Here is a 19,491-nt window from a genome sequence, read left to right on the forward strand (position 1 = left end):
AAGGGCCTGGCGTCAGGATTCGATCGGCACGAGACCCAGCACCTGCCGCACCGCATCCGGCAGCGCGTCGAAATGCTGGATCACCAGATCAGGTTCCAGCGTCTCGATCGCGACATCGGTATAGCCGAACGGCACGCAGATGCAGGGTATGCCGGCGGCCTTCGCGGTGGCGATGTCGGTGCGCGAATCGCCGATCATCACGGCGCGCGCCGGATCGGCCCCGGCGGCCTCGATCGTCATGGTGAGGTGGCGCGGATCGGGCTTGTGAAAGGGGAAGCTGTCGCGCCCCGCGATCGAGGCGAAGCGGTCGGTGATGCCGAAATGGTCCAGGATCAGCCGGGTGTGCAGGATCGGCTTGTTGGTGCATACCGCGAGCGCGAACCCCTCGCTCGACAAGGCATCCATCGCCGCGAGCACGCCGTCATAGAGATGGCTGTGCGAGGCAACGTCCTCGGCATAGATCAGCAGGAAATCGTCGAACAGCCGCTCCAGCGTCGCCTCATCGAGCGGCCGGCCCGAGACCTTGAAGCCGCGCTCGATCAGCGCCCGCGCGCCGGCCCCGACCAGTTCGCGCGCCCGCTCCAGCGGCAGCACCGGCAGGCCTTCGCGCTCGAGAATGACGTTGAGCACGCGCATGATGTCGGGTGCGGTCTCGGCCAGCGTGCCGTCGAGATCGAACACGACGATGGGGGGCAATGACATGGGGCAGGCCTCTCCTCGGGTGCGGCGGCGCAGCGCCTCTTAGCCTGCTTAAGGTCGCCTCGGAAAGTCCGCGCGGCCGGTCGACATCGCATGATCGGCAAAACTGCCGCCGATGATGATATCTTCTGCCTCGATTCGCTGGAAGGAACGCTGCGGTGTCGAACTCCCCCAAGAAGCTGCCCCGCCTCCTGCTGGCGTTCGGCCTTTGCGCGGCCATTGCAGGGACGGCCCAGGCCGCGCCCTTCGAGTTCGCGCCCGCGCCGCAGACCGACCTCAACCGCATTTACCGGGTCGACAAGGCCACCGGCGAGGTCGGCGCCTGCCAGTTCCAGCTCAAGGAAGGCGGTGTCGGCATGACCGTCTGCTTTGCGGCGGGCGAAGGCGCGACGCCGCAGGCCCCGAGCGACTATTCGCTCGTGCCCTCGCATCACGAGCGCGAGGGTGGCATTTTCCGGGTCAACATCCGCACCGGCGAGATGAGCATCTGCTACGTCTTCGACGACAAGGTCGTCTGCACGCCCCAGGCGAAATAACGCACCGCATACGAAGGATGGCTGCGCAGAAGATGCCGTCGCCATGCCGGATTCGCTGTCGAAATCCGTGTGGCCGCCGTGCTAGAGCCGCTGGCATCAATCCCGCGCCCAGCCGGAGGCCGCCATGCTGAAGCTCAACGATCCCTCACTCCTGAAGTCGCAGTGCTATGTCGACGGGGCCTGGATCGGGTCCGGGGTCGACGTCGTCGACAATCCCGCGACCGGCGATGTGGTGTCGAAGGTGCCGAATTTCGGCGCAGACGAGACGACGGCTGCCGTCGAGGCCGCTTCGCGCGCCTTCAAGCCCTGGGCCAGGAAGTCGGCCAAGGAGCGTTCGGTCCTGCTGCGCAAATGGTTCGACCTGATCATGGCGAACCAGGAAGACCTCGCCCAGATCATGACGGCCGAGCAGGGCAAGCCGCTGGCGGAAGCGCGCGGGGAGGTGGCCTACGCCGCCTCCTTCGTCGAGTTCTATGCGGAGGAAGCCAAGCGCATCTATGGCGAGACCATTCCCTCGCCCTTCCCGAATTCGCGCATCATCATCCAGAAGCAGCCCGTCGGGGTCTGCGCCGCGATCACGCCGTGGAACTTCCCGGCCGCGATGATCACGCGCAAATGCTCGCCCGGCCTCGCCGCCGGCTGCACCTTCGTGGTCAAGCCCGCCCCCGACACCCCGCTGACCGCGCTGGCGCTGGCCGAACTCGCCGAGCGCGCCGGCTTCCCCAAGGGCGTGCTCAACGTCGTCACCGGCGACGCCAAGGCGATCGGCGGCGTCATGACCTCGCATCCCGCCGTGCGCTTCATCGGCTTCACCGGCTCGACCCCGGTCGGCAAGCTCCTGATGCAGCAGGCTGCCTCGACCGTGAAGAAGGTCGGGCTCGAGCTTGGCGGCAACGCGCCCTTCATCGTCTTCGACGATGCCGATATCGATTCAGCCGTCCAGGGCGCGATCGCGGCCAAGTTCCGCAACATGGGTCAGACCTGCGTCTGCACCAATCGCCTCTTCGTGCAGGACGGCGTCCATGACGAGTTCGTCGCCAAATTCGCCGGCGAGGTCGCCAAGATGAAAGTCGGCAACGGCGTCGAAATCGGCGTCGTTCAGGGCCCGCTGATCAACGAGCGCGCCATCGAGAAGGTCGAGCGCCATGTCGCCGATGCCGTGGCGAACGGGGCGAAAGTCGTTGTCGGCGGGCATCGCCACGCGCTCGGCCGGACCTTCTACGAGCCGACGGTGCTCTCGGGCGTCACCACCAAGATGCTGGTGACCAACGAGGAGACCTTCGGCCCCGTCGCGCCGGTCTACCGCTTCAAGACCGAGGACGAGGTCGTGGCGATGGCCAACGACACGCCCTTCGGGTTGGCCGCGTATTTCTACTCGAAGGATCTCGGCCGCGCCTTCCGCGTCGCCGAGGAACTCGAATACGGCATGGTCGGCATCAATTCGGCGATGCTCGGCACCGAGGTCGCGCCCTTCGGCGGCGTCAAGGAATCCGGCCTTGGGCGCGAGGGCTCGCTCCACGGCATGGATGAGTTCGTCGAGATCAAATACATGCTGATGGGCGGTCTGGGAGCGTGACCGCCGACGATCTCAAGAAGCAGGCTGCCGCGCGCGCGCTCGACCTCGTGACGCCCGGCATGCGGCTCGGCCTCGGCACGGGCTCGACGGCGAAGCACTTCGTCGATCTGCTGGGTGCGCGCGTCGCAGCCGGGCTCGACATCATCTGCGTCACCACTTCGGAGGTGACGCAGGCGCAGGCCTTGGCGTTGTCGATCCCGCTCTCGACACTCGACGAGACGCCCGAACTCGACCTGACGGTCGACGGGGCCGACGAACTCGATCCACAACTCAGGCTGATCAAGGGCGGCGGGGCGGCTCTGCTGCGCGAGAAGATCGTCGCGGCGGCATCCGCCCGCATGATCGTGATCGCCGATGACAGCAAGCTCGTGGAGACGCTCGGCCGCTATCCACTGCCGATCGAGGTCGTGCCCTTCGGGCTGGAGGTGACGCGGCGCGCGGTTGCGGCCGTGCTGCGCGATTGCGATGCCGGCGGTGAACTCGTGCTGCGCAAAGGCCGCGACGGTGCCCCGCTGGTGACCGATGGCGGGCATTTCATCCTCGATGCCCACGCGGGCGCGATCCCGCGTCCGGAGGCGCTGGCGCTGGCGCTCAACCAGGTGCCGGGCGTCGTCGAGCACGGCCTGTTCATCGGGCTCGCCACCGGCGCGATCCTGGCCGGCGAGGACGGTCTGCGCCTGATCGGCGCGATCGGATGATGTCCGACCACGGCAAAGCGCGCGGGAGCCGGATGATTTTCAGATGGAATCACGAAGTGATCCCATCTGAAATCTGAATCCGTCTCTTATCAAAAGGTTGGAGCATGATGCCGCCCGAAAACCGGTTTCCACTTTTCGGCATCATGCTCTAAAGATCGCGCGAAACTTGGACACGACCCAAAGAGGTCGATCGCGAGTCGGGCCTGCCTGCCCGGCCGGATGTTGAAGGACCACGCTTATGATCCGTCCCCACCTCGCCGGCGCGGCGCTCGGTCTAGCCCTGATCCTGTCCGTGCCCGCACTCGCGCAGACGCCGGCGCCGGCGCTGAGCCCGAGCCATCTTCAGGTCGCCCGAGAAGTCGCCGAGCTCACCGGCATCTCGTCCTCGCTGGAATCGATCTATACGGAGTTCAGTGATCGCACGAAGCAGCTTGTCGGCGTCACCCGCCCCGAGCTCAAGAAGGACATGGACGAGGTCATCGTGGCCTTGAAGCCGGACGCCGACGCCAAGCGCGCCGAGATCATGGTCACGGCTGCGCAGATCTTCGCCAGGCGGATCAGCGAGGCCGATCTCAAGGAGGTCGCGGCGTTCTTCAAATCGCCGGTGGGCCAGCGCTACAACACGGCCCGCGTGCAGGCGATCGACGAGGTCTATGCGGTCCTGGAGCCCTGGAGCATCAACACCAGCAATTTCCTCTTCGACCGCTTCACCCAGGAAATGCGCAAGCGCGGCCACCAGATGTGAGCTGCGGCTGAGAACCGTCGTCGATCACGAAAAAACCCGCCGGCGTTCATTCGCCGGCGGGTTTTTCGTCTTCCTTGCAGCTTGCTGATTGAGCTCGGAACCACACCCGTCATCCCGGGCGAGCGAAGCTCGACCCGGGATCCATCGTAGAGCAGAGGCGGCGCCTTACGATGCATCCCGGAGCTGCGCCGCTACGCGGCTTGTCCAGGATGAGGACGCCCGGGTTCCGGGAGACAGCAGCACGCTCGAATCGCCGGCGGCGTCAGTCCTCCGACGCCTTGAACCGGTTCAGCCCCTGCATCACGAAGGGCGCGACGAGGCCGATGAAGGCCAAGGCCAGCAGTGTCGCCGAGATCGGGTTCTCCAGCAGGATCATCGGATCGCCGAGGCTGATCTGCAGCGCACGCCTGAGCTGCGCCTCAGCCATCGGTCCCAGGATCAGCCCGACCACCATCGGCGCGACCGGATAGTCGTAGCGCCGCATCAGGAACCCGAGGAACCCGAAGACGAACAGCATCGAGAGCTCGACGACCGAGGCCTTGACTGCGAGCGTGCCCATCGCCGCGAAGACGAGAATGCCGGCATAGAGCCAGGGCTGCGGGATCGCCAGCAGCCGGACCCAGAGCCCGATCAGCGGCAGGTTGATGACCACCAGCATGGTGTTGGCGATGAACAGCGAGGCGATCAGGCCCCAGACCAGGTCCGGTCGTTCGGCGAAGAGCAGAGGGCCGGGGTTGAGGCCGTATTGCTGGAAGCCCGCCAGCATGATCGCCGCCGTCGCCGAGGTCGGCAGGCCGAGCGTCAGCAGCGGCACCAGCGTGCCCGCAGCCGAGGCGTTGTTGGCCGCTTCGGGCCCTGCCACGCCCTCGATCGCGCCATTGCCGAACTCGCCGGGATATTTGCAGAGCTTGCGCTCGGTCGAATAGCTCAGGAAGGTCGGAACCTCCGCGCCGCCGGCCGGCAGCGCGCCGATCGGGAAGCCGAAGGCGGTGCCGCGCAGCCAAGGCGCCCAGGAGCGCTTCCAGTCCTCCTTGGTCATCCAGAGCGAGCCCTTGATCGGCACGATCTCCTCGGGGTCGCGGAAGCGTTTCGACGCGACATAGAGCGCTTCACCGACAGCAAAGAGCCCGACCGCCAGCGTCGTCACCTCGACGCCGTCGAGCAGTTCGGGCACGCCGAAGGTCAGCCGCGCCTGTCCGGTCAGCTTGTCGATGCCGACGAGCCCGAGCGTCACGCCGATCGCGAGCGAGGTCAGGCCGCGCAAGGGCGAATCGCCGAAGGTCGCGGAGACCGTGACGAAGGCGAGGATCATCAGGCCGAAATAGTCCCACGGCCCGAACTTGACCGCAATCTCGACGAGCCAGGGCGCGAGGAACGCAAGCCCCAGCGTCGCGATCGTGCCGGCGACGAAGGAGCCGATCGCCGAGGTCGCGAGAGCCGGCCCGCCGCGCCCGGCCTTGGCCATCTTCGAGCCTTCGAGCGCGGTTGCCAATGATGCGCTTTCACCAGGCGCATTGATCAGGATCGCGGTCGTCGAGCCGCCATACATGCCGCCATAATAGATGCCGGCGAACATGATCATCGAGCCGGCCGGATCGAGCTTGAAGGTCACCGGCAGCAGCAGCGCGACGGTCAGCGCCGGGCCGATGCCGGGCAAGACGCCGACAGCGGTGCCGAGAAACACGCCGATCAGGCAAAACAGCATCTTCGAGGGTTCGAGCGCGACGGTGAAGCCGTGCATCAGGGAGGCGAAGGTATCCATGTCCGCGACTCCTCTAAAGCAGGTTTTCGAGAGGGCCGGACGGCAGCGTGAGCTGCAGCAGCTTCGAGAACATCAGGAAGATCGCGAGGCCCAGCACCGCGCCGATGGCGAAATCGACGGCAAAAGCTTCGCGCCCGAAGGAACGCGCGGTGCAGGAGAAGATCAGCGCTGTCGCGAGAATGAAGCCGCCGCCGAGCCCGATGCAGGCGATCAGGCCGACGAGCCCGCCGCCGAGCCAGAGAATGGTCTTGATATCGACCGTGTCGGGCTTCGGCAGCCCGTCGCGGAAGGCGATGAAGACGTGGCAGAGGCCGAGTACGCCGAGCACGATGGCGACGACATAGGGCATGGCGGTGGGGCCGATGCCGTAGGTCGACGTGATGGTTTGCGAATGTGCGTCATAGGCGACGAATGCGGCCGCGATCAGGAGCAGCGCTGCGACGACGAGGGCAGGCCGGTCTATCCGGCCTGTGGCGATATCCTGGTTCATTCTGGTCTCGGCGCTCCCCATCGCTTCTAAAGGCATCGCGCCGGTTGCTCCGGCGTTGGTTCGTTCAGGACAGAAAGGGCCGCTTGAGCGGCCCTTTCGTCAAGTCGTTTTGTGGTTTGGCCTCACTTCACCAGGCCGACATCCTTGAGCACCTTGGTGACGCGGGTGTCTTCGTCCTTCAGGAAGGTCTCGAAGGCGGCGCCGCCGAGATAGGCGTCGTCCCAGCCGCGTGCCTTCAGCACCTCGGCCCATTCCTTGGTCTTGACCATCTTCTCGATCGCGTCCGAGAGGACCTTGCGCTGGTCGGGTGTGATGCCGGCAGGCGCCATCACCGAGCGCCAGTTCAGCACTTCGAGATTGACGCCGCCCTCCTTCAGGGTCGGGGCGTCCGGCGCATTGGGGAGACGCGCGCCCGAGCTCACGCCGATCACGCGCAGCTTGCCGGCCTTGATCTGGCCCTCGAACTCGCCATAGCCGGAGATGCCGGCCGTGACGCGCCCGCCGAGCATCGCCGCGAGCGCCTCGCCGCCGCCCGAGAACGGGATGTAGTTGACCTTGGTCGCGTCGGCCCCGACCGCGCCGGCAAACAGCGCCGCCATGATGTGGTCGACGCCGCCAGCCGAACCGCCGGCCCAGGTCACCTTGGCCGGGTCGGCCTTGACGCGATCGGCCAGGTCCTTGGCGGTCTTGATCGGCGAATCGGTCGGGACGACGATAACCTCGGCCTCGGCGGTGATGCGCGCGATCGGCGTGATCTGGCTCAGATTGACCGGCGACTTGTTGAGCAGGATGGCGCCGACCATGACGAAGCCGTTGACCATCAATTGTGAGCCGTCGCCCTTCGAGCCGTTGACGAACTGCGCGAGGCCGATCGTGCCGCCGGCGCCATTGACGTTGTTGACCTGAACGCTCTTGGCGATGCCGGACGCCATCAGCACCTGCTGCATCGAGCGCGCCGTGCCGTCCCAGCCGCCGCCGGGGGCCGCAGGGGCCATGATCTTCAGTTCGAGCTGGGCGAAGGCCGCCGTCGTCAGGCCGGCCAGAGCAACCGCCGTCACGGCGCTGCGCTTCAAGATGGATGCGAGCATGAATAGTCCTCCCGTCGCGGCTTTCCGCGAAAATTATGGCGCACGGGGCAAGCTGTCGCATCGTATCGCCGATCTCGTCAATTGCGCCTGATTGAACAATGTTAAGTCGAGCAGATTCATGGAGCGCGCGCTTGGCCTGCGCCGACGCGTCGGCCCGGCACATGGATGTGAACGCTCGCGCCTCTAGGCGAGTGCGGCCCGATCGCGTAAGCGCATGCCGCATGAACACGGTCCCCGCCATGGGCAAAACCCCTTCGCAAACGGCCACTCCGGCTTTGCTGGAGCGAGTCGGGCGCACGCTCGGCGTCGGGTTCGTTGTCGCTCTGCCGCTCGCGATGTGGATCGCGAACCGCTCGTCGCCGCTCATGCTGGGGCTGGCTGCTGCCGGCCTGCTCGCGGCCGCGCTGCTGGGGGAGGGGCTGCATCCGGTTCTCGCCCGTCTGCGCGGCCTGGTCACGAGTCCGATCGGGCTTGCGCTGACTGTGTTCCTGGTCTGGGCGCTGGTCTCGCTGGCCTGGAGCCACCGCCCGGCGGCCGGCCTGGCGGCGTGGGGCGAACTCGCTTTGCCTTTATTTTGCGGCGTCATCGTCGTGGCGAGCCGCCAGATGCGCCCGGATGCGACGCTGTGGCGGGCGCTGGCGCTGACGCTGGTCGCGGCCTGCTGTCTCATTCTGCTCGAACTCGCGACGGGCTTGTCGCAGCGTCTCGCGCTCGGGCTCGGCAAGGGCATCGAACGCACCGACATCTTCAACCGCCCCGTCCTGACCGGCCTGTTCCTGACGGTGGCCGTATTGCCCAATCTCTGGCCGCGCCGGCCGGGCGCGTTTCTGGACCGGGCGTTGTGCCTGCTGCTGGCGCTGGCCGTCTGCTCCGCGATCTGGTTTTCCGAAAGTGGGGCGGCCAAGCTCGGCCTGCTGGTGCTCGCCGCGATCTGGATAGCGACGCGGTTTGCGCCTCGCCTGATGCTTGCCGCAGTCGCGCTCGGCTTCGCCGCGACGATGCTGCTTGCCCCCGTCTTCGGCGAACTCGTCGACCGGGCGATTCCAGCCTCGGTCCATCAGAAGCTCGCCGATACGCATTCTCGCGACCGGGTCGATATCTGGCTGAGCTTCGGCGAGGCCATTCGCGCGCGCCCGCTGATCGGCTCGGGCTTCGGGGCGACTGCTGCGCTGGAAAACCATCCGGTCGCGGCCGCCGTCTCAGCCGAACGTCGCGCAATGCTGGCGGTCGGCCACCCTCACAGCGCCCCGCTCCAGGCCTGGGCCGAGACCGGGCTCGTCGGCGCTGCGCTTCTGGCTTTCGCAGGCCTGGCCTGTCTGGCCCGGCTGCGCGGATTGCCGGCGCGCGATCTGGCGCCGCGGCTTGCGCTCTTCGCCGCCGCCTTCGCTGTCGCCTCCATCGGCCATGGCGCATGGCAGGGCTGGTGGATCGCGGCGCTCGTGCTCGCCGTCGTGCTGCTGCAACCGCGTCGAACCGGCGCGCGCGGCGCGCCTGACGAAGAAGGACATGGACATGGCTGAATTCGACGTCGACCTTTTCGTCATCGGGGCCGGCTCCGGCGGCACGCGGGCCGCCCGCATCGCATCTGGCCATGGCGCCAAAGTGATGATCGCTGAGGAGGACCGCATCGGCGGCACCTGCGTCATCCGCGGCTGCGTGCCCAAGAAGCTCTTCGTCTACGCCAGCCGCTTCGCCGAGGATTTCGAGGACGCTGCCGGCTTCGGCTGGACGCTTTCAAAGCCCAGCTTCGACTGGCCAATCCTTCGAGACGCAGTCGCCAATGAGGTGACACGCCTCTCCGGCCTCTACCGCAAGGGTCTCGAAGGCGCGAAGGTCGCGATCCGCGAGGAACGGGCGGTCGTCGCCGGACCCAATACAGTCCGGTTGCAGAAGAGCGGCGAGACGATCAGCGCCCGGCACATTCTCGTCGCGACCGGTGGCTGGCCGACATTCGACCCGCCGATTCCCGGCGGCGAACTCGGTATCTCCTCGAACGAAATCTTCCATCTGCCGAGCCTGCCGAAGCGCCTGCTTGTCGTCGGCGGCGGCTATATCGCGCTCGAATTCGCCAGCGTGTTCGTGCGGCTGGGCGTCGACGTCACCGTGCTGCATCGCGGCGACAATGTCCTGCGCGGCTTCGACGAGGACATCCGCACCCGCCTGCACGAGGCGCTGGCCCATGCCGGCATCCGTTTCCGCCTCGGCTGCACGATCGACCGCATCGAACGGCTCGCGGATGGAACCCGCCGCGCCCATTGCGCCAAGGGCGAGCCGATCGACGCCGATGTCGTGCTCGTCGCCACGGGCCGCAAGCCGCATACGTCAGGCCTTGGGCTGGAGCAGGCCGGCGTGAAGCTGGGTCGGGTCGGCGAGATCATCGTCGACGAGAATTCCGCGTCCAGCGTGCCCTCGATCCATGCCGTCGGCGACGTCACCAACCGCATCAACCTGACCCCGGTCGCTATCCGCGAGGGGCACGCTTTCGCCGACTCGACCTTTGGCGGCAAGCCCTGGCGCATGAAGCACAACCTCGTCGCCTCCGCTGTCTTCACCACGCCTGAAGTGGGCACGGTCGGCCTGACCGAGCAGCAGGCCATCGCGGCAGGCCATGAGCTGCGCATCTTCGAATCGGGCTTCCGCCCGATGAAGGCGACGATCTCGGGCCGGCAGGAGCGCATCTACATGAAGCTCGTCGTCGACGCGAAAACCGACAAGGTGCTCGGCGTCCACATCCTCGGCCACGATGCCGGCGAAATCATCCAGGCGGTGGCCATCGCCGTGACGATGGGCGCGACCAAGGCCAATTTCGACGCCACCATCGCGCTGCATCCCAGCGCGGCCGAGGAACTCGTGACGATGCGGACGGCTCGGACGGGGTGAGCAAGACCGTTTGCGAAAGCGACAGGTCGGTGCTATTCTAGAATGCAGTAAATCCTTTCTAGAATAGAGATGCAGCAATGGGTCTAAGCATCAAGAACGAGGCCGTGGAGACGCTGGCGCGCGATTTGGCGCGGCGGCACGGCACGGGTGTGACGGAGATCATCCGGCTGGCGCTGGTAGAGAAGGCAGAGCGCGAAGCTGCCGAACCGACGCTGTGGGAAAAGCTGGCTCCGATTCATGAAGAGTTGAAAAAGGCAGGCAAAACGGGATTGGTGGCTGACCGAGCCTTCTATGACGAAATAAACGGCGAGTCGGAGAGGCTGTGATCGTCGTCGATGCCTCGGCGATCGCCGCCATCCTGGGGCGAGAGAGCGATGGCGAGGCGCTCTCGCAACGCTTGGAACGTTTTCCGCGAGGGCCCGGATCGCGCTACGCCTCGACTGTAACGCTTTGGGAAGCCGCAAGCGCTGTCGCCCGTATTCATCGCGTGACGCGTGACCGCGCATTCGAACTGGCGATGGGATTTTGCAAGCTGACGGCAATCGCACCCATTGCGCCTGACGTCGAGATCACCGCGCTCGCGGTGGCCGCCGCTGAGCGCTACGGCATGGGCGCCGGCCGCCCCGGCATCCTCAATCTCGGCGACTGCTTCTCCTATGCGACGGCCAAGCATCTCAAGGCGTCGCTCCTGTTCAAGGGCGATGATTTCGGCCGGACCGATATCGAGCCGGCCTGAGGGCGCGTAGACGCGCGCCAGTTTCGGATGATTCAAAATCCGAACGCCTTGAATCGCCGGTCGATGATCTTGAATCGCGATCTCAACAACCGGAATCGATACCGCAGCGAATGCCCGCAGCGCCTTGAAATGATTAAGCTTTCGCCAACCATGATGCGTGCCGAGCGCCGCCTCGGGGTCCGCGCTTGGCGGTGGCCATCGCGCCGCCATGGGTGTATAGGCCCGCCTTCGCGCTGAGATGAGGTTAATGGCCGCGCGATTTCGAAGCAGGAGCAAGACGCAATGTCCGAGCGGTGGACGCCCGAGAGCTGGAGGGCAAAGCCTGTCCAGCAGATGCCGGAATATCCGGATCAGGCAGCCTTGAAGGCGGTCGAGCAGCAGCTCGCCGGCTTTCCGCCGCTGGTTTTTGCGGGTGAGGCGCGCAAACTGAAGAAGGCTCTCGCGAAAGTCGCAAGCGGCGAGGCCTTCCTGCTCCAGGGCGGGGACTGTGCCGAAAGCTTCGCCGAGCATTCGGCCGACAACATCCGCGATTTCTTCCGGCTGTTCCTGCAGATGGCGGTGGTGCTGACTTTCGCCGGCGGTTCGCCGGTGGTGAAGGTCGGGCGCATCGCCGGCCAGTTCGCCAAGCCGCGTTCGACGCCCACCGAGACGATCGGTGGCGTCGAGTTGCCGAGCTATCGCGGCGACATCGTCAACGACAACGAGTTCACGGCCGCGTCGCGCATCCCCGATCCGCGCCGGCAGCTCGAAGCCTACAGGCAGTCGGCGGCGACGCTGAACCTGATCCGCGCCTTCGCGACCGGCGGCTACGCCAATCTCGAGAATGCGCATCGCTGGATGCTCGGCTTCGTCAAGGATGCGCCCGCCTCGTCGCGCTACAACGAGGTCGCAGAGCGGATCACCGAGACGCTCGACTTCATGCGTGCCATCGGCCTCGATCCGGAGACGCATCCGGAGATGCGGACCACGGATTTCTACACCAGCCACGAGGCGCTGCTGCTCGGCTACGAGCAGGCGATGACCCGCGTCGATTCGACCAGCGGCGACTGGTACGACACCTCCGGCCACATGGTCTGGATCGGCGACCGCACGCGCCAGCTCGACCACGCCCATGTCGAGTTCTTCCGCGGCATCCGCAATCCGATCGGCCTGAAATGTGGGCCGTCGATGACGGCCGATGGGCTGATGAAGCTGATCGAGGTGCTCGATCCGCAAAACCAGCCCGGTCGCCTGACGCTGATCGCGCGCTTTGGCGCCGACAAGGTCTTCGACAACCTCCCCGCGCTGGTGCGCGCCACCAAGCGGGAAGGCCGCAACGTCGTCTGGTCCTGCGATCCGATGCACGGCAACACGGTCAAGGCCGGCAACTACAAGACCCGGCCCTTCGACCTGATCCTGACCGAGGTGAAGAACTTCTTCGCCGTTCACCAGGCGGAAGGGACGCATGCCGGCGGCCTGCATCTGGAGATGACCGGCAAGAACGTCACCGAATGCACCGGCGGCGCGCGCGGCATGACCGATGCGGATCTCAACGACCGCTACCACACCTTCTGCGACCCGCGCCTCAACGCTGAGCAGGCGCTGGAGCTGGCGTTCCTTGTGGCCGAACTGGTCAAGCGCGAGCGGTCAGGGCGGGCGCGGCCCGAGGTCGAGGCGGCTGAATAGCCTCGCGGCCGCGGATTGAAAACGAAGAAGGCCGGGCTTGCGCCCGGCCTTCTTCATGCTGGCGCGACGTGCGGTCGATCAGAATTTCAGCGCCGCCGCGACACGGGCGGTGTTCACGTTCACCGTGACGCCCTCGACGTTGTTGAAGCGCGTGAAGAGATACTCGCCGCGCAGGACGATGTTGTCGGCCAGAGCAGCTTCGACGCCGCCGCCGATGCTCATGCCATAGCCCCAGACGTCGGTCTTGGGTCCGCCGATCGTCCGCGGATAGCCGAAATAGCTGGTTCGGGTCGTGCCCGCGATGCTGAAATAGTCGGCGCTGGCGGAGATGTTGGTGTCGAAGCGCCCGGCCGCCGCGCCGACCGTGAAATACGGCATGATCCGGCCATAGGCGTAACCGAAGCGCAGCCGCGCATTGACGTAGTCGTTGAGCTTGGCGTTTTGCTGCGACGAAACGATCAGGCCGCCGCCCGACACCGTGCGCCCTTCGATCGTCGACGCAGTGGTCTCCTGATCGATGCGCGAATACTCGCCCTCGATGMCGATGACCGCGTCGCCGAATGCCATATTGTAGCCGAGGAAACCGCCGAAGGTCGTGCCTCTGTCGTCGCGCGGGGAGGTCCGCACGAGTTCGCCCGGAGTCAGCTGATTCAGGATCGCGTTGGCGTTGAACAGTCCGTTGGCGATGTCGATGACGCCCCTGTCCGTCCGGAATCGGGTCTGCGTCTGGCCGGCGAACCCACCGACATAGAACCCGGTCCAGCTGAAGCTGCTTTCGAAATCACGCGGCGGCGGCGCATCCTCGACCTGCGATCCACGCAGGACGGGATAGTCGGCGGCTCGCGCCGGGCCGTCCGCGAGCGGAACGAAGCTGGTCATCGCGACGGCGGCGAGCATGAACGAGCGGATACGCATGAGGTGCCTCCAAGGCGGTCGGTCATCGTCACCGTCCGACACGAGGCTATTCATGCGCGATTAACCCTAACGACTGGTTAAACGCCGCATGGCCAGCGCGCGCTTGACGTGCATTGCTGGCCCCGGCTGCCCGCGCTACAGGCGACGCCATGACCGCGACCTCTCTCTGCCTCGCGCTTGCGCAGCTGAACCCGACACTCGGCGACATCGCCGGCAATGCCGACAGGATCCGCGCGGCGCGCGGATCGGCAGGGCAGGCCGGCGCCGAACTCGTGATGTTTCCTGAACTCGTCCTCTGCGGCTACCCGCCGGAAGATCTGGTGCTGAAGCCGGCGTTCCAGGATGCCTGCCGCAGGGCCTGTGAGGAACTGGCGCGCGAAACCGGCGATGGCGGCCCCGCTTTGCTGATCGGCCTGCCCTGGCGGGAGGGCGAAAAGCTCTACAACGCCTATGCGCTGCTTGATGGCGGCGTCATTCAGTCGGTCCGCTTCAAGGTGGCGCTGCCCGACTATGGCGTCTTCGACGAAGCCCGGGTGTTCTCGCCCGGCCCGTTGCCCGGCCCCGTGGTGTTTCGCGACAAGGTCAGGCTCGGCCTGCCGATCTGCGAGGACATTTGGAGCGAGGAGGTGGCGGAATGCCTGGCCGAGACCGGCGGGGAGCTGCTACTGGTTCCCAATGGCTCGCCGTTTCGCCGTGGCGTCGGCGACGAGCGCATGAATGTCGCCGTTGCCCGCGTGGTCGAGACGGGCCTGCCACTGGTTTATCTCAACCAGATCGGCGGTCAGGACGAACTCGTCTTCGACGGCGCCTCTTTCGTGCTGAACGCCGACCGCACGCTGGGCCTCCAACTGCCGGCCTTTCGCGAAGCGCTCGTCGTCACGCAGTGGCAGCGTGAAGCCGGGCAATGGCGCTGCCGCCCGGGCGAGGCGGCCATGGTCGAGACCGGCGACGAGGCCGACTATGCCGCCATCGTGCTGGGCCTGCGCGACTATGTCGGCAAGACCGGCTTTCCCGGCGTCGTGCTCGGCCTGTCGGGCGGGATCGATTCCGCGCTCTGCGCCGCGATCGCGGTCGATGCGCTCGGTCCGGATCGAGTCACCTGCGTGATGATGCCGTCGCGCTTCACGGCGCAGCAGAGCCTCGACGATGCCGCTGCCTGCGCCCGCGCGCTTGGCGTGCGTTATGAAACGATCCCCATCTCCGGGCCGGTCGATGGCTTCGAGGCGGCGCTGTCTCGGATGTTCGCGGGTGGCAAACCCGGCATCACCGAGGAAAACCTGCAGAGCCGGACACGCGGCACACTGCTGATGGCGCTCTCCAACCGCTTCGGCTGGATGCTGGTCACCACCGGCAACAAGTCCGAGATGTCCTGCGGCTACGCCACGCTCTATGGCGACATGAACGGCGGCTTCAACCCGATCAAGGACCTGTACAAGACTGCCGTCTTCCGCCTTTCGGCCTTGCGCAACCGCTGGAAGCCGGAAGGCGCGCTTGGGCCCGATGGTGTCGTCATCCCCGCGAGTATTCTGGCAAAGCCGCCCAGCGCCGAACTGCGCGAAGGTCAGACCGATCAGGACACGTTGCCGGCCTATGAGGTGCTCGACGATATCCTGACCTGCCTGATCGAGCTGGAATTGCGTGTCGCGGACATCGTCGCGCGCGGGCATGCGCTGGAGACGGTCGTCGCGGTCGAGCGCCTGCTGCATCGCGCCGAATACAAGCGCCGGCAGGCCGCGCCGGGGGTGAAGGTCACCGGGCGCAATCTCGGCCGCGACCGGCGCTACCCGATCGTCAACCGCTTCGGCGACGCAGGCGACCCCGCGCACGAGCCCGACGCGGCTCTGGTCAAGGGCGTGGGCAAGGCCGGCGGCGAAAGCTTCGACTTCTGAGAACCGGCAGCCCTACAACCAAAACCCGCCGATCTGGTTCGATGCCGGATTGGCGAGGCAGGCGGTCATCCGGTCGAGCCAGATGCGCTGGTACATGGCGTTGAGGCCGTGCTGGGTGTCGACGTCGTAGCGGCGCTGGATCAGCTTGACGCGCTTTTTTATGTGCAGGTTGACGAGGCTGTTGAGCTGCGTCACCAGCCCGCCGATCGTCGGCGCACGGGCTATGGTGAGCTGATGCGCCAGGGCCCGGCAGACGACGAAGCCGACATCGTAATGGAATTGCTCATGCGCGAGCAGGGTCGGGGTCAGCGTCACGCCGATCCGCACCTGGGCATTCGGCCAGACTTCGATCTCGTTGGGCACGCCGAAGGCATAGTCGGTCCCGACCATGCGGGCGCCCTTGTCGAATATTTCGTATTCGAAGGCGGTGTAGGCGTCCTGCGCCGTCCCGTCCGCCGGATCCACCACAACCGGCGCCTGCAGGAAGTCACTGGCTTTGAGCGTCACCGGCAGGCGCGTCGCGCTCACCACGACGCCGGCCGGGGCCGGGTTGTTGGCCATATGCTGGAAGGTCTTGCCGCCGGGATCGACCCGGGAATCCGGACTCGGCATGTTCAGGAAGAACTGCTGGTAGCGCTTGATGCCACCTCTGGTCAGCGGCCCGCAATCGCCGTCGACATCGAGCAGGGCGATGCCAAGTGTGGCGGCCTGCGGGTTGATCATCGCCTGGACCAGACGCGTATCGGGAACGGTGTTCTTGCCGCCGAACCCGACTGAAGCCGTGATGCTCATCCTCGCCTCCGCCCGCGGACAGCCCGCCGCCTTCGTCCGCTAACCTTGCGTCAATCTGGGTGCTTGTCGATTCTTTCTTCGGAAAAGCCGGCCCGCGCCGCTCTCCCGGCGGTCGCCGCCCTTGCCCTCGCGCCTGTCCCGCGCCACAAGCGCCGGCCATGGCATCCCCGCTCGTCCGCTTTGCGCCGTCCCCGACCGGCTATCTCCATATCGGCAACGCCCGCTCGGCGCTGTTCAACGCGCTCTTCGCGCGCCGCCATGGCGGGCGCTTCCTGCTGCGCTATGACGACACCGATCTGGCGCGCTCGACGCCGGAATTCGCCCAGGCCATTGCGGAGGATCTGGCATGGCTCGGCATCGTGCCCGATCTCACGGCGCGCCAGTCCGACAGGCTGGCGGTCTATGACGCAGCTGCCGCAGCCCTGCGCGCCTCTGACCGGCTCTATCCCTGCTACGAGACAGCCGACGAACTCGACCGCCGCCGCAAGCGGCAGCTCGCGCGCGGCCTGCCGCCGGTCTATGACCGCGCCGCGTTGAAGCTGACCGCGCAGGACAGGGCGAGGCTCGAAGCCGAGGGCCGCAAGGCCCATTGGCGCTTCCTGCTGGACGCGCGCAGCGTCGGCTGGACCGATCTCGTGCGTGGCGAGGCCCATGTCGATTGCGCCTCTTTGTCGGACCCTGTGTTGGTCCGCGAGGATGGCAGCTATCTCTACACGCTGCCCTCCGTCGTCGACGACGCCGACACCGGCGTGACCCATGTCATCCGCGGCGAGGACCATGTCACCAACACCGCGGTGCAGATTCAGATCTTCGAGGCGCTGGGCGCAGATGTTCCCGTGTTCGGCCACCACAACCTGCTGACCACTGCGAGCGGGGAGGGGCTCTCGAAGCGGCTTGGCCATCTCTCGCTGCGCGGCCTGCGCGAGGCCGGCATCGAGGCATTGGCGGTCGCGGCGCTCGCTGTCCTCGTCGGATCGTCCGATGCGGTTCGGCCGGTCGCGAGCCTCGACGAACTGGCCGGCCTGGTCGAGCTCTCCCACGTCTCGCGCGCGCCGGCGAAGTTCGACGAGCACGAGCTGGAGACGCTGAGCGCTCGCACCCTGCATCATCTGCCCTATGCGGCGGTCGGCGAGCGGCTTTCCGCGCTCGGCATCTCCGTGGACGAGCCGTTCTGGCTGGCGGTGCGCGGCAATCTCGGCAGGTTGGACGACGCCGCCATATGGGCGGGGGTCGTCGAGGGGCCGCTCGAACCCGTCTTGACCGACGCGGCCTTCGCTACGGCTGCGGCCGCCGTCCTGCCGCCGGAGCCCTTCGACGCCACCACCTGGAAAAGCTGGACGCAGGCCGTCGCGGCCGCGACCGGGGCCAAGGGCAAGGCCTTGTTCATGCCGCTGCGCCTTGCGCTGACCGGGCTGGAGCATGGCCCGGAGCTCTCGGCGCTGCTGCCGCTGATCGGGCGCGACAAGGCGCTGAAGCGGCTGGCGGGCGAGGCGGCCTGACGCAGCCCGTCATTCTCGGGCGGCGCGTAGCGACGACCCGAGAATCTCAGGAGAGAAGACACTGGTTTCCGAGATGGTCGGGTCAAGCCCGACCATGACGTGACCGCGCCCCTCAATCGTGCCGGTCCATCGCCGTCGCATGCTTGGTGTCGCGCATCGTCGAATAGACCAGCAGCGACAAGAAGATCACGCCGGCGAGGTAGTAGTAGAACCACTGCTCGTGGCCCTGCTGCTTGAACCAGAGCGCGATCGCCGGCGCGGTGCCGCCGAAGATCGACACCGTGAAGGCGTAGGGGACGGCGATGCCGGTGGCGCGGATCGAGGTCGGGAACAGCTCCGCCTTCACCACGGCGTTGATCGAGGTGTAGGCCGCCACGAACACCCAGGCGCCCGAGATCAGCAGGAACGTGATCCAGGGCGATTTCGTGCCCGCCAGCGTGGTCAGGATCGGCACGGTCAGGAGCGTGCCGGCGACGCCGAAGAAGATCAGCAGCGGCTTGCGGCCGATGCGGTCGGAGATCGCACCATAGATCGGCTGGAGGACCGCCGCGAAGATCAGCGAGCCGGCGATGACATAGGTCGTGGTCAGGTCGGACAGGCCGACGGTCTGCTTCACGAAGGTCTGCATATAGGTGGTGAAGGTGTAGAACGCCGCCGTGCCGCCGGCCGTCAGCCCGACCACGATCGCGACCTCGCGGGGATATTTCAGCAGGCCCCGGATCGAGCTTTCGCGTTTCACCGGGTTCTTGTTGGCCGTGGTGAAGGCATCGGTCTCCTGCATGTGCCGGCGCATGAACATCGCGATGATCGCCAGCGCCGCGCCGATCACGAAGGGGATGCGCCAGCCCCAGGCGACAAGCTGATCATGCGTCAGAAAGACGTTCTGCAGGAGCAGCAGCACGAGGATCGCGGTGAGCTGGCCGCCGATCAGCGTGACGTACTGGAAGCTCGAATAGAAGCCGCGATGCTCGGGGTCGGCGACTTCCGAAAGATAGGTCGCGCTCGCCCCGTATTCGCCGCCCAGGCTCAGCCCCTCGATGACGCGCGCCAGCGCCAGCAGGGCAGGGGCGGCAAAGCCGATCGAGGCATAGGTCGGCGTCACCGCGATGATCAGCGAGCCGAAGCACATCATCACCACCGACACCGTCAGCGACAGCCGCCGGCCGTAGCGGTCAGCCAGATGTCCGAAGAGCCAGCCGCCGAGCGGACGCACGATGAAGCCCGCCGCAAACAGCGTCGCCGCATTGAGCTGCTGCACCACCGGATCGCTGGAGGGGAAGAAGGCCGGCGCGAAATACAGCGCAAACGCCGTGTAGGCGTAGAAATCGTACCACTCGACCAGATTGCCGACCGAGCCGACGAAAATCGCCTTGATCCGGCGCTTGGCGTCGTCGAATTCGATCGGGTGGGGGTGCGCGGGCGCAATCGTCTCTGACATGGCGGCCTCTGGGGCTTGGGGTCGTCAGAGAGATATTCGTCGAGCCGGGCAAACGCGGCAGGCACGATCTTTCGGCGTCCCCG

General features: G+C 66.4%; 18 protein-coding genes. 11 read left to right on the forward strand and 7 right to left on the reverse strand.

Annotation, left to right across the window (positions count from 1 at the left end):
* Window positions 1-12: 12 nt before the first annotated feature.
* Window positions 13-702 carry a phosphoglycolate phosphatase gene (gph, locus tag AC1DZY_RS00435; protein WP_476818081.1) on the reverse strand — a complete coding sequence of 230 codons (690 nt, stop codon included), beginning with the start codon at window positions 700-702 and terminating at the stop codon, window positions 13-15.
* A 176-nt stretch (window positions 703-878) separates the two neighbouring features.
* On the opposite strand from gph, the gene AC1DZY_RS00440 reads away from it, so the two are divergent.
* The 4 genes from AC1DZY_RS00440 (at window position 879) to AC1DZY_RS00455 (ending at window position 4,254) form a co-directional block, all read left to right on the forward strand.
* Entirely contained in the window at window positions 879-1,235 is a 357-nt protein-coding gene (locus AC1DZY_RS00440) for a hypothetical protein (RefSeq protein WP_476818773.1), read from the forward strand.
* Between the two features lie 124 nt (window positions 1,236-1,359).
* On the forward strand, window positions 1,360-2,811 hold the full coding sequence (locus tag AC1DZY_RS00445; protein WP_476818082.1) for an NAD-dependent succinate-semialdehyde dehydrogenase: 1,452 nt from the start codon (window positions 1,360-1,362) through the stop codon (window positions 2,809-2,811).
* Window positions 2,808-3,509, forward strand: a complete 702-nt coding sequence (gene rpiA, locus AC1DZY_RS00450; protein ID WP_476818083.1) for a ribose-5-phosphate isomerase RpiA — start codon at window positions 2,808-2,810, stop codon at window positions 3,507-3,509. The genes AC1DZY_RS00445 and rpiA overlap by 4 nt, the downstream gene beginning before the upstream one ends.
* A 238-nt stretch (window positions 3,510-3,747) precedes the next feature.
* Window positions 3,748-4,254: a DUF2059 domain-containing protein gene (locus AC1DZY_RS00455; protein WP_476818084.1), complete on the forward strand. Its 507-nt coding sequence runs from the start codon at window positions 3,748-3,750 to the stop codon at window positions 4,252-4,254.
* A 262-nt stretch (window positions 4,255-4,516) separates the two neighbouring features.
* On the opposite strand, the gene AC1DZY_RS00460 is transcribed toward AC1DZY_RS00455, so the two are convergent.
* The 3 genes from AC1DZY_RS00460 to AC1DZY_RS00470 all read right to left on the reverse strand — a co-directional run bounded on the left by AC1DZY_RS00460 (window position 4,517) and on the right by AC1DZY_RS00470 (window position 7,594).
* Window positions 4,517-6,016: a tripartite tricarboxylate transporter permease gene (locus AC1DZY_RS00460; RefSeq protein WP_476818085.1), complete on the reverse strand. Its 1,500-nt coding sequence runs from the start codon at window positions 6,014-6,016 to the stop codon at window positions 4,517-4,519.
* A gap of 13 nt (window positions 6,017-6,029) precedes the next feature.
* Window positions 6,030-6,506, reverse strand: a complete 477-nt coding sequence (locus AC1DZY_RS00465) for a tripartite tricarboxylate transporter TctB family protein (protein ID WP_476818086.1) — start codon at window positions 6,504-6,506, stop codon at window positions 6,030-6,032.
* Window positions 6,507-6,628: 122 nt separating this feature from the next.
* On the reverse strand, window positions 6,629-7,594 hold the full coding sequence (locus AC1DZY_RS00470) for a Bug family tripartite tricarboxylate transporter substrate binding protein (RefSeq protein ID WP_476818087.1): 966 nt from the start codon (window positions 7,592-7,594) through the stop codon (window positions 6,629-6,631).
* Between the two features lie 221 nt (window positions 7,595-7,815).
* On the opposite strand from AC1DZY_RS00470, the gene AC1DZY_RS00475 reads away from it, so the two are divergent.
* The 5 genes from AC1DZY_RS00475 to AC1DZY_RS00495 all read left to right on the forward strand — a co-directional run bounded on the left by AC1DZY_RS00475 (window position 7,816) and on the right by AC1DZY_RS00495 (window position 12,875).
* On the forward strand, window positions 7,816-9,114 hold the full coding sequence (locus tag AC1DZY_RS00475; RefSeq protein WP_476818088.1) for an O-antigen ligase family protein: 1,299 nt from the start codon (window positions 7,816-7,818) through the stop codon (window positions 9,112-9,114).
* A complete protein-coding gene (gene gor / locus AC1DZY_RS00480; protein WP_476818089.1) occupies window positions 9,107-10,474 on the forward strand; it encodes a glutathione-disulfide reductase in 1,368 nt (455 codons plus the stop codon). The genes AC1DZY_RS00475 and gor overlap by 8 nt, the downstream gene beginning before the upstream one ends.
* Before the next feature lie 77 nt (window positions 10,475-10,551).
* Entirely contained in the window at window positions 10,552-10,800 is a 249-nt protein-coding gene (locus AC1DZY_RS00485) for a type II toxin-antitoxin system VapB family antitoxin (protein ID WP_476818090.1), read from the forward strand.
* Entirely contained in the window at window positions 10,797-11,210 is a 414-nt protein-coding gene (locus AC1DZY_RS00490; protein ID WP_476818091.1) for a type II toxin-antitoxin system VapC family toxin, read from the forward strand. Before AC1DZY_RS00485 ends, AC1DZY_RS00490 begins: the two co-directional genes overlap by 4 nt.
* A gap of 282 nt (window positions 11,211-11,492) precedes the next feature.
* The gene (locus AC1DZY_RS00495; RefSeq protein ID WP_476818092.1) at window positions 11,493-12,875 is read left to right on the forward strand and encodes a class II 3-deoxy-7-phosphoheptulonate synthase; all 1,383 of its coding nucleotides are present in this window, start codon (window positions 11,493-11,495) and stop codon (window positions 12,873-12,875) included.
* Between the two features lie 78 nt (window positions 12,876-12,953).
* Here the strand turns inward: AC1DZY_RS00495 and AC1DZY_RS00500 are convergent, their stop codons facing one another.
* Window positions 12,954-13,790: an outer membrane protein gene (locus AC1DZY_RS00500; protein WP_476818093.1), complete on the reverse strand. Its 837-nt coding sequence runs from the start codon at window positions 13,788-13,790 to the stop codon at window positions 12,954-12,956.
* 149 nt (window positions 13,791-13,939) lie between these two features.
* Here AC1DZY_RS00500 and AC1DZY_RS00505 point away from each other — a divergent pair, with 149 nt between their 5' ends.
* Window positions 13,940-15,679 carry an NAD+ synthase gene (locus AC1DZY_RS00505; RefSeq protein ID WP_476818094.1) on the forward strand — a complete coding sequence of 580 codons (1,740 nt, stop codon included), beginning with the start codon at window positions 13,940-13,942 and terminating at the stop codon, window positions 15,677-15,679.
* A gap of 12 nt (window positions 15,680-15,691) precedes the next feature.
* Here the strand turns inward: AC1DZY_RS00505 and AC1DZY_RS00510 are convergent, their stop codons facing one another.
* Entirely contained in the window at window positions 15,692-16,471 is a 780-nt protein-coding gene (locus AC1DZY_RS00510; protein WP_476818095.1) for a hypothetical protein, read from the reverse strand.
* Window positions 16,472-16,629: 158 nt separating this feature from the next.
* Between AC1DZY_RS00510 and gltX the strand changes: the two genes are divergently transcribed.
* Window positions 16,630-17,970 carry a glutamate--tRNA ligase gene (gltX, locus tag AC1DZY_RS00515; protein ID WP_476818096.1) on the forward strand — a complete coding sequence of 447 codons (1,341 nt, stop codon included), beginning with the start codon at window positions 16,630-16,632 and terminating at the stop codon, window positions 17,968-17,970.
* A 112-nt stretch (window positions 17,971-18,082) separates the two neighbouring features.
* Here gltX and AC1DZY_RS00520 read toward each other — a convergent pair whose 3' ends face one another.
* Window positions 18,083-19,408, reverse strand: a complete 1,326-nt coding sequence (locus AC1DZY_RS00520; RefSeq protein ID WP_476818097.1) for an MFS transporter — start codon at window positions 19,406-19,408, stop codon at window positions 18,083-18,085.
* Between the last annotated feature and the right edge of the window lie 83 nt (window positions 19,409-19,491).

Source organism: Allobosea sp. P2_A10, assembly GCF_056405115.1.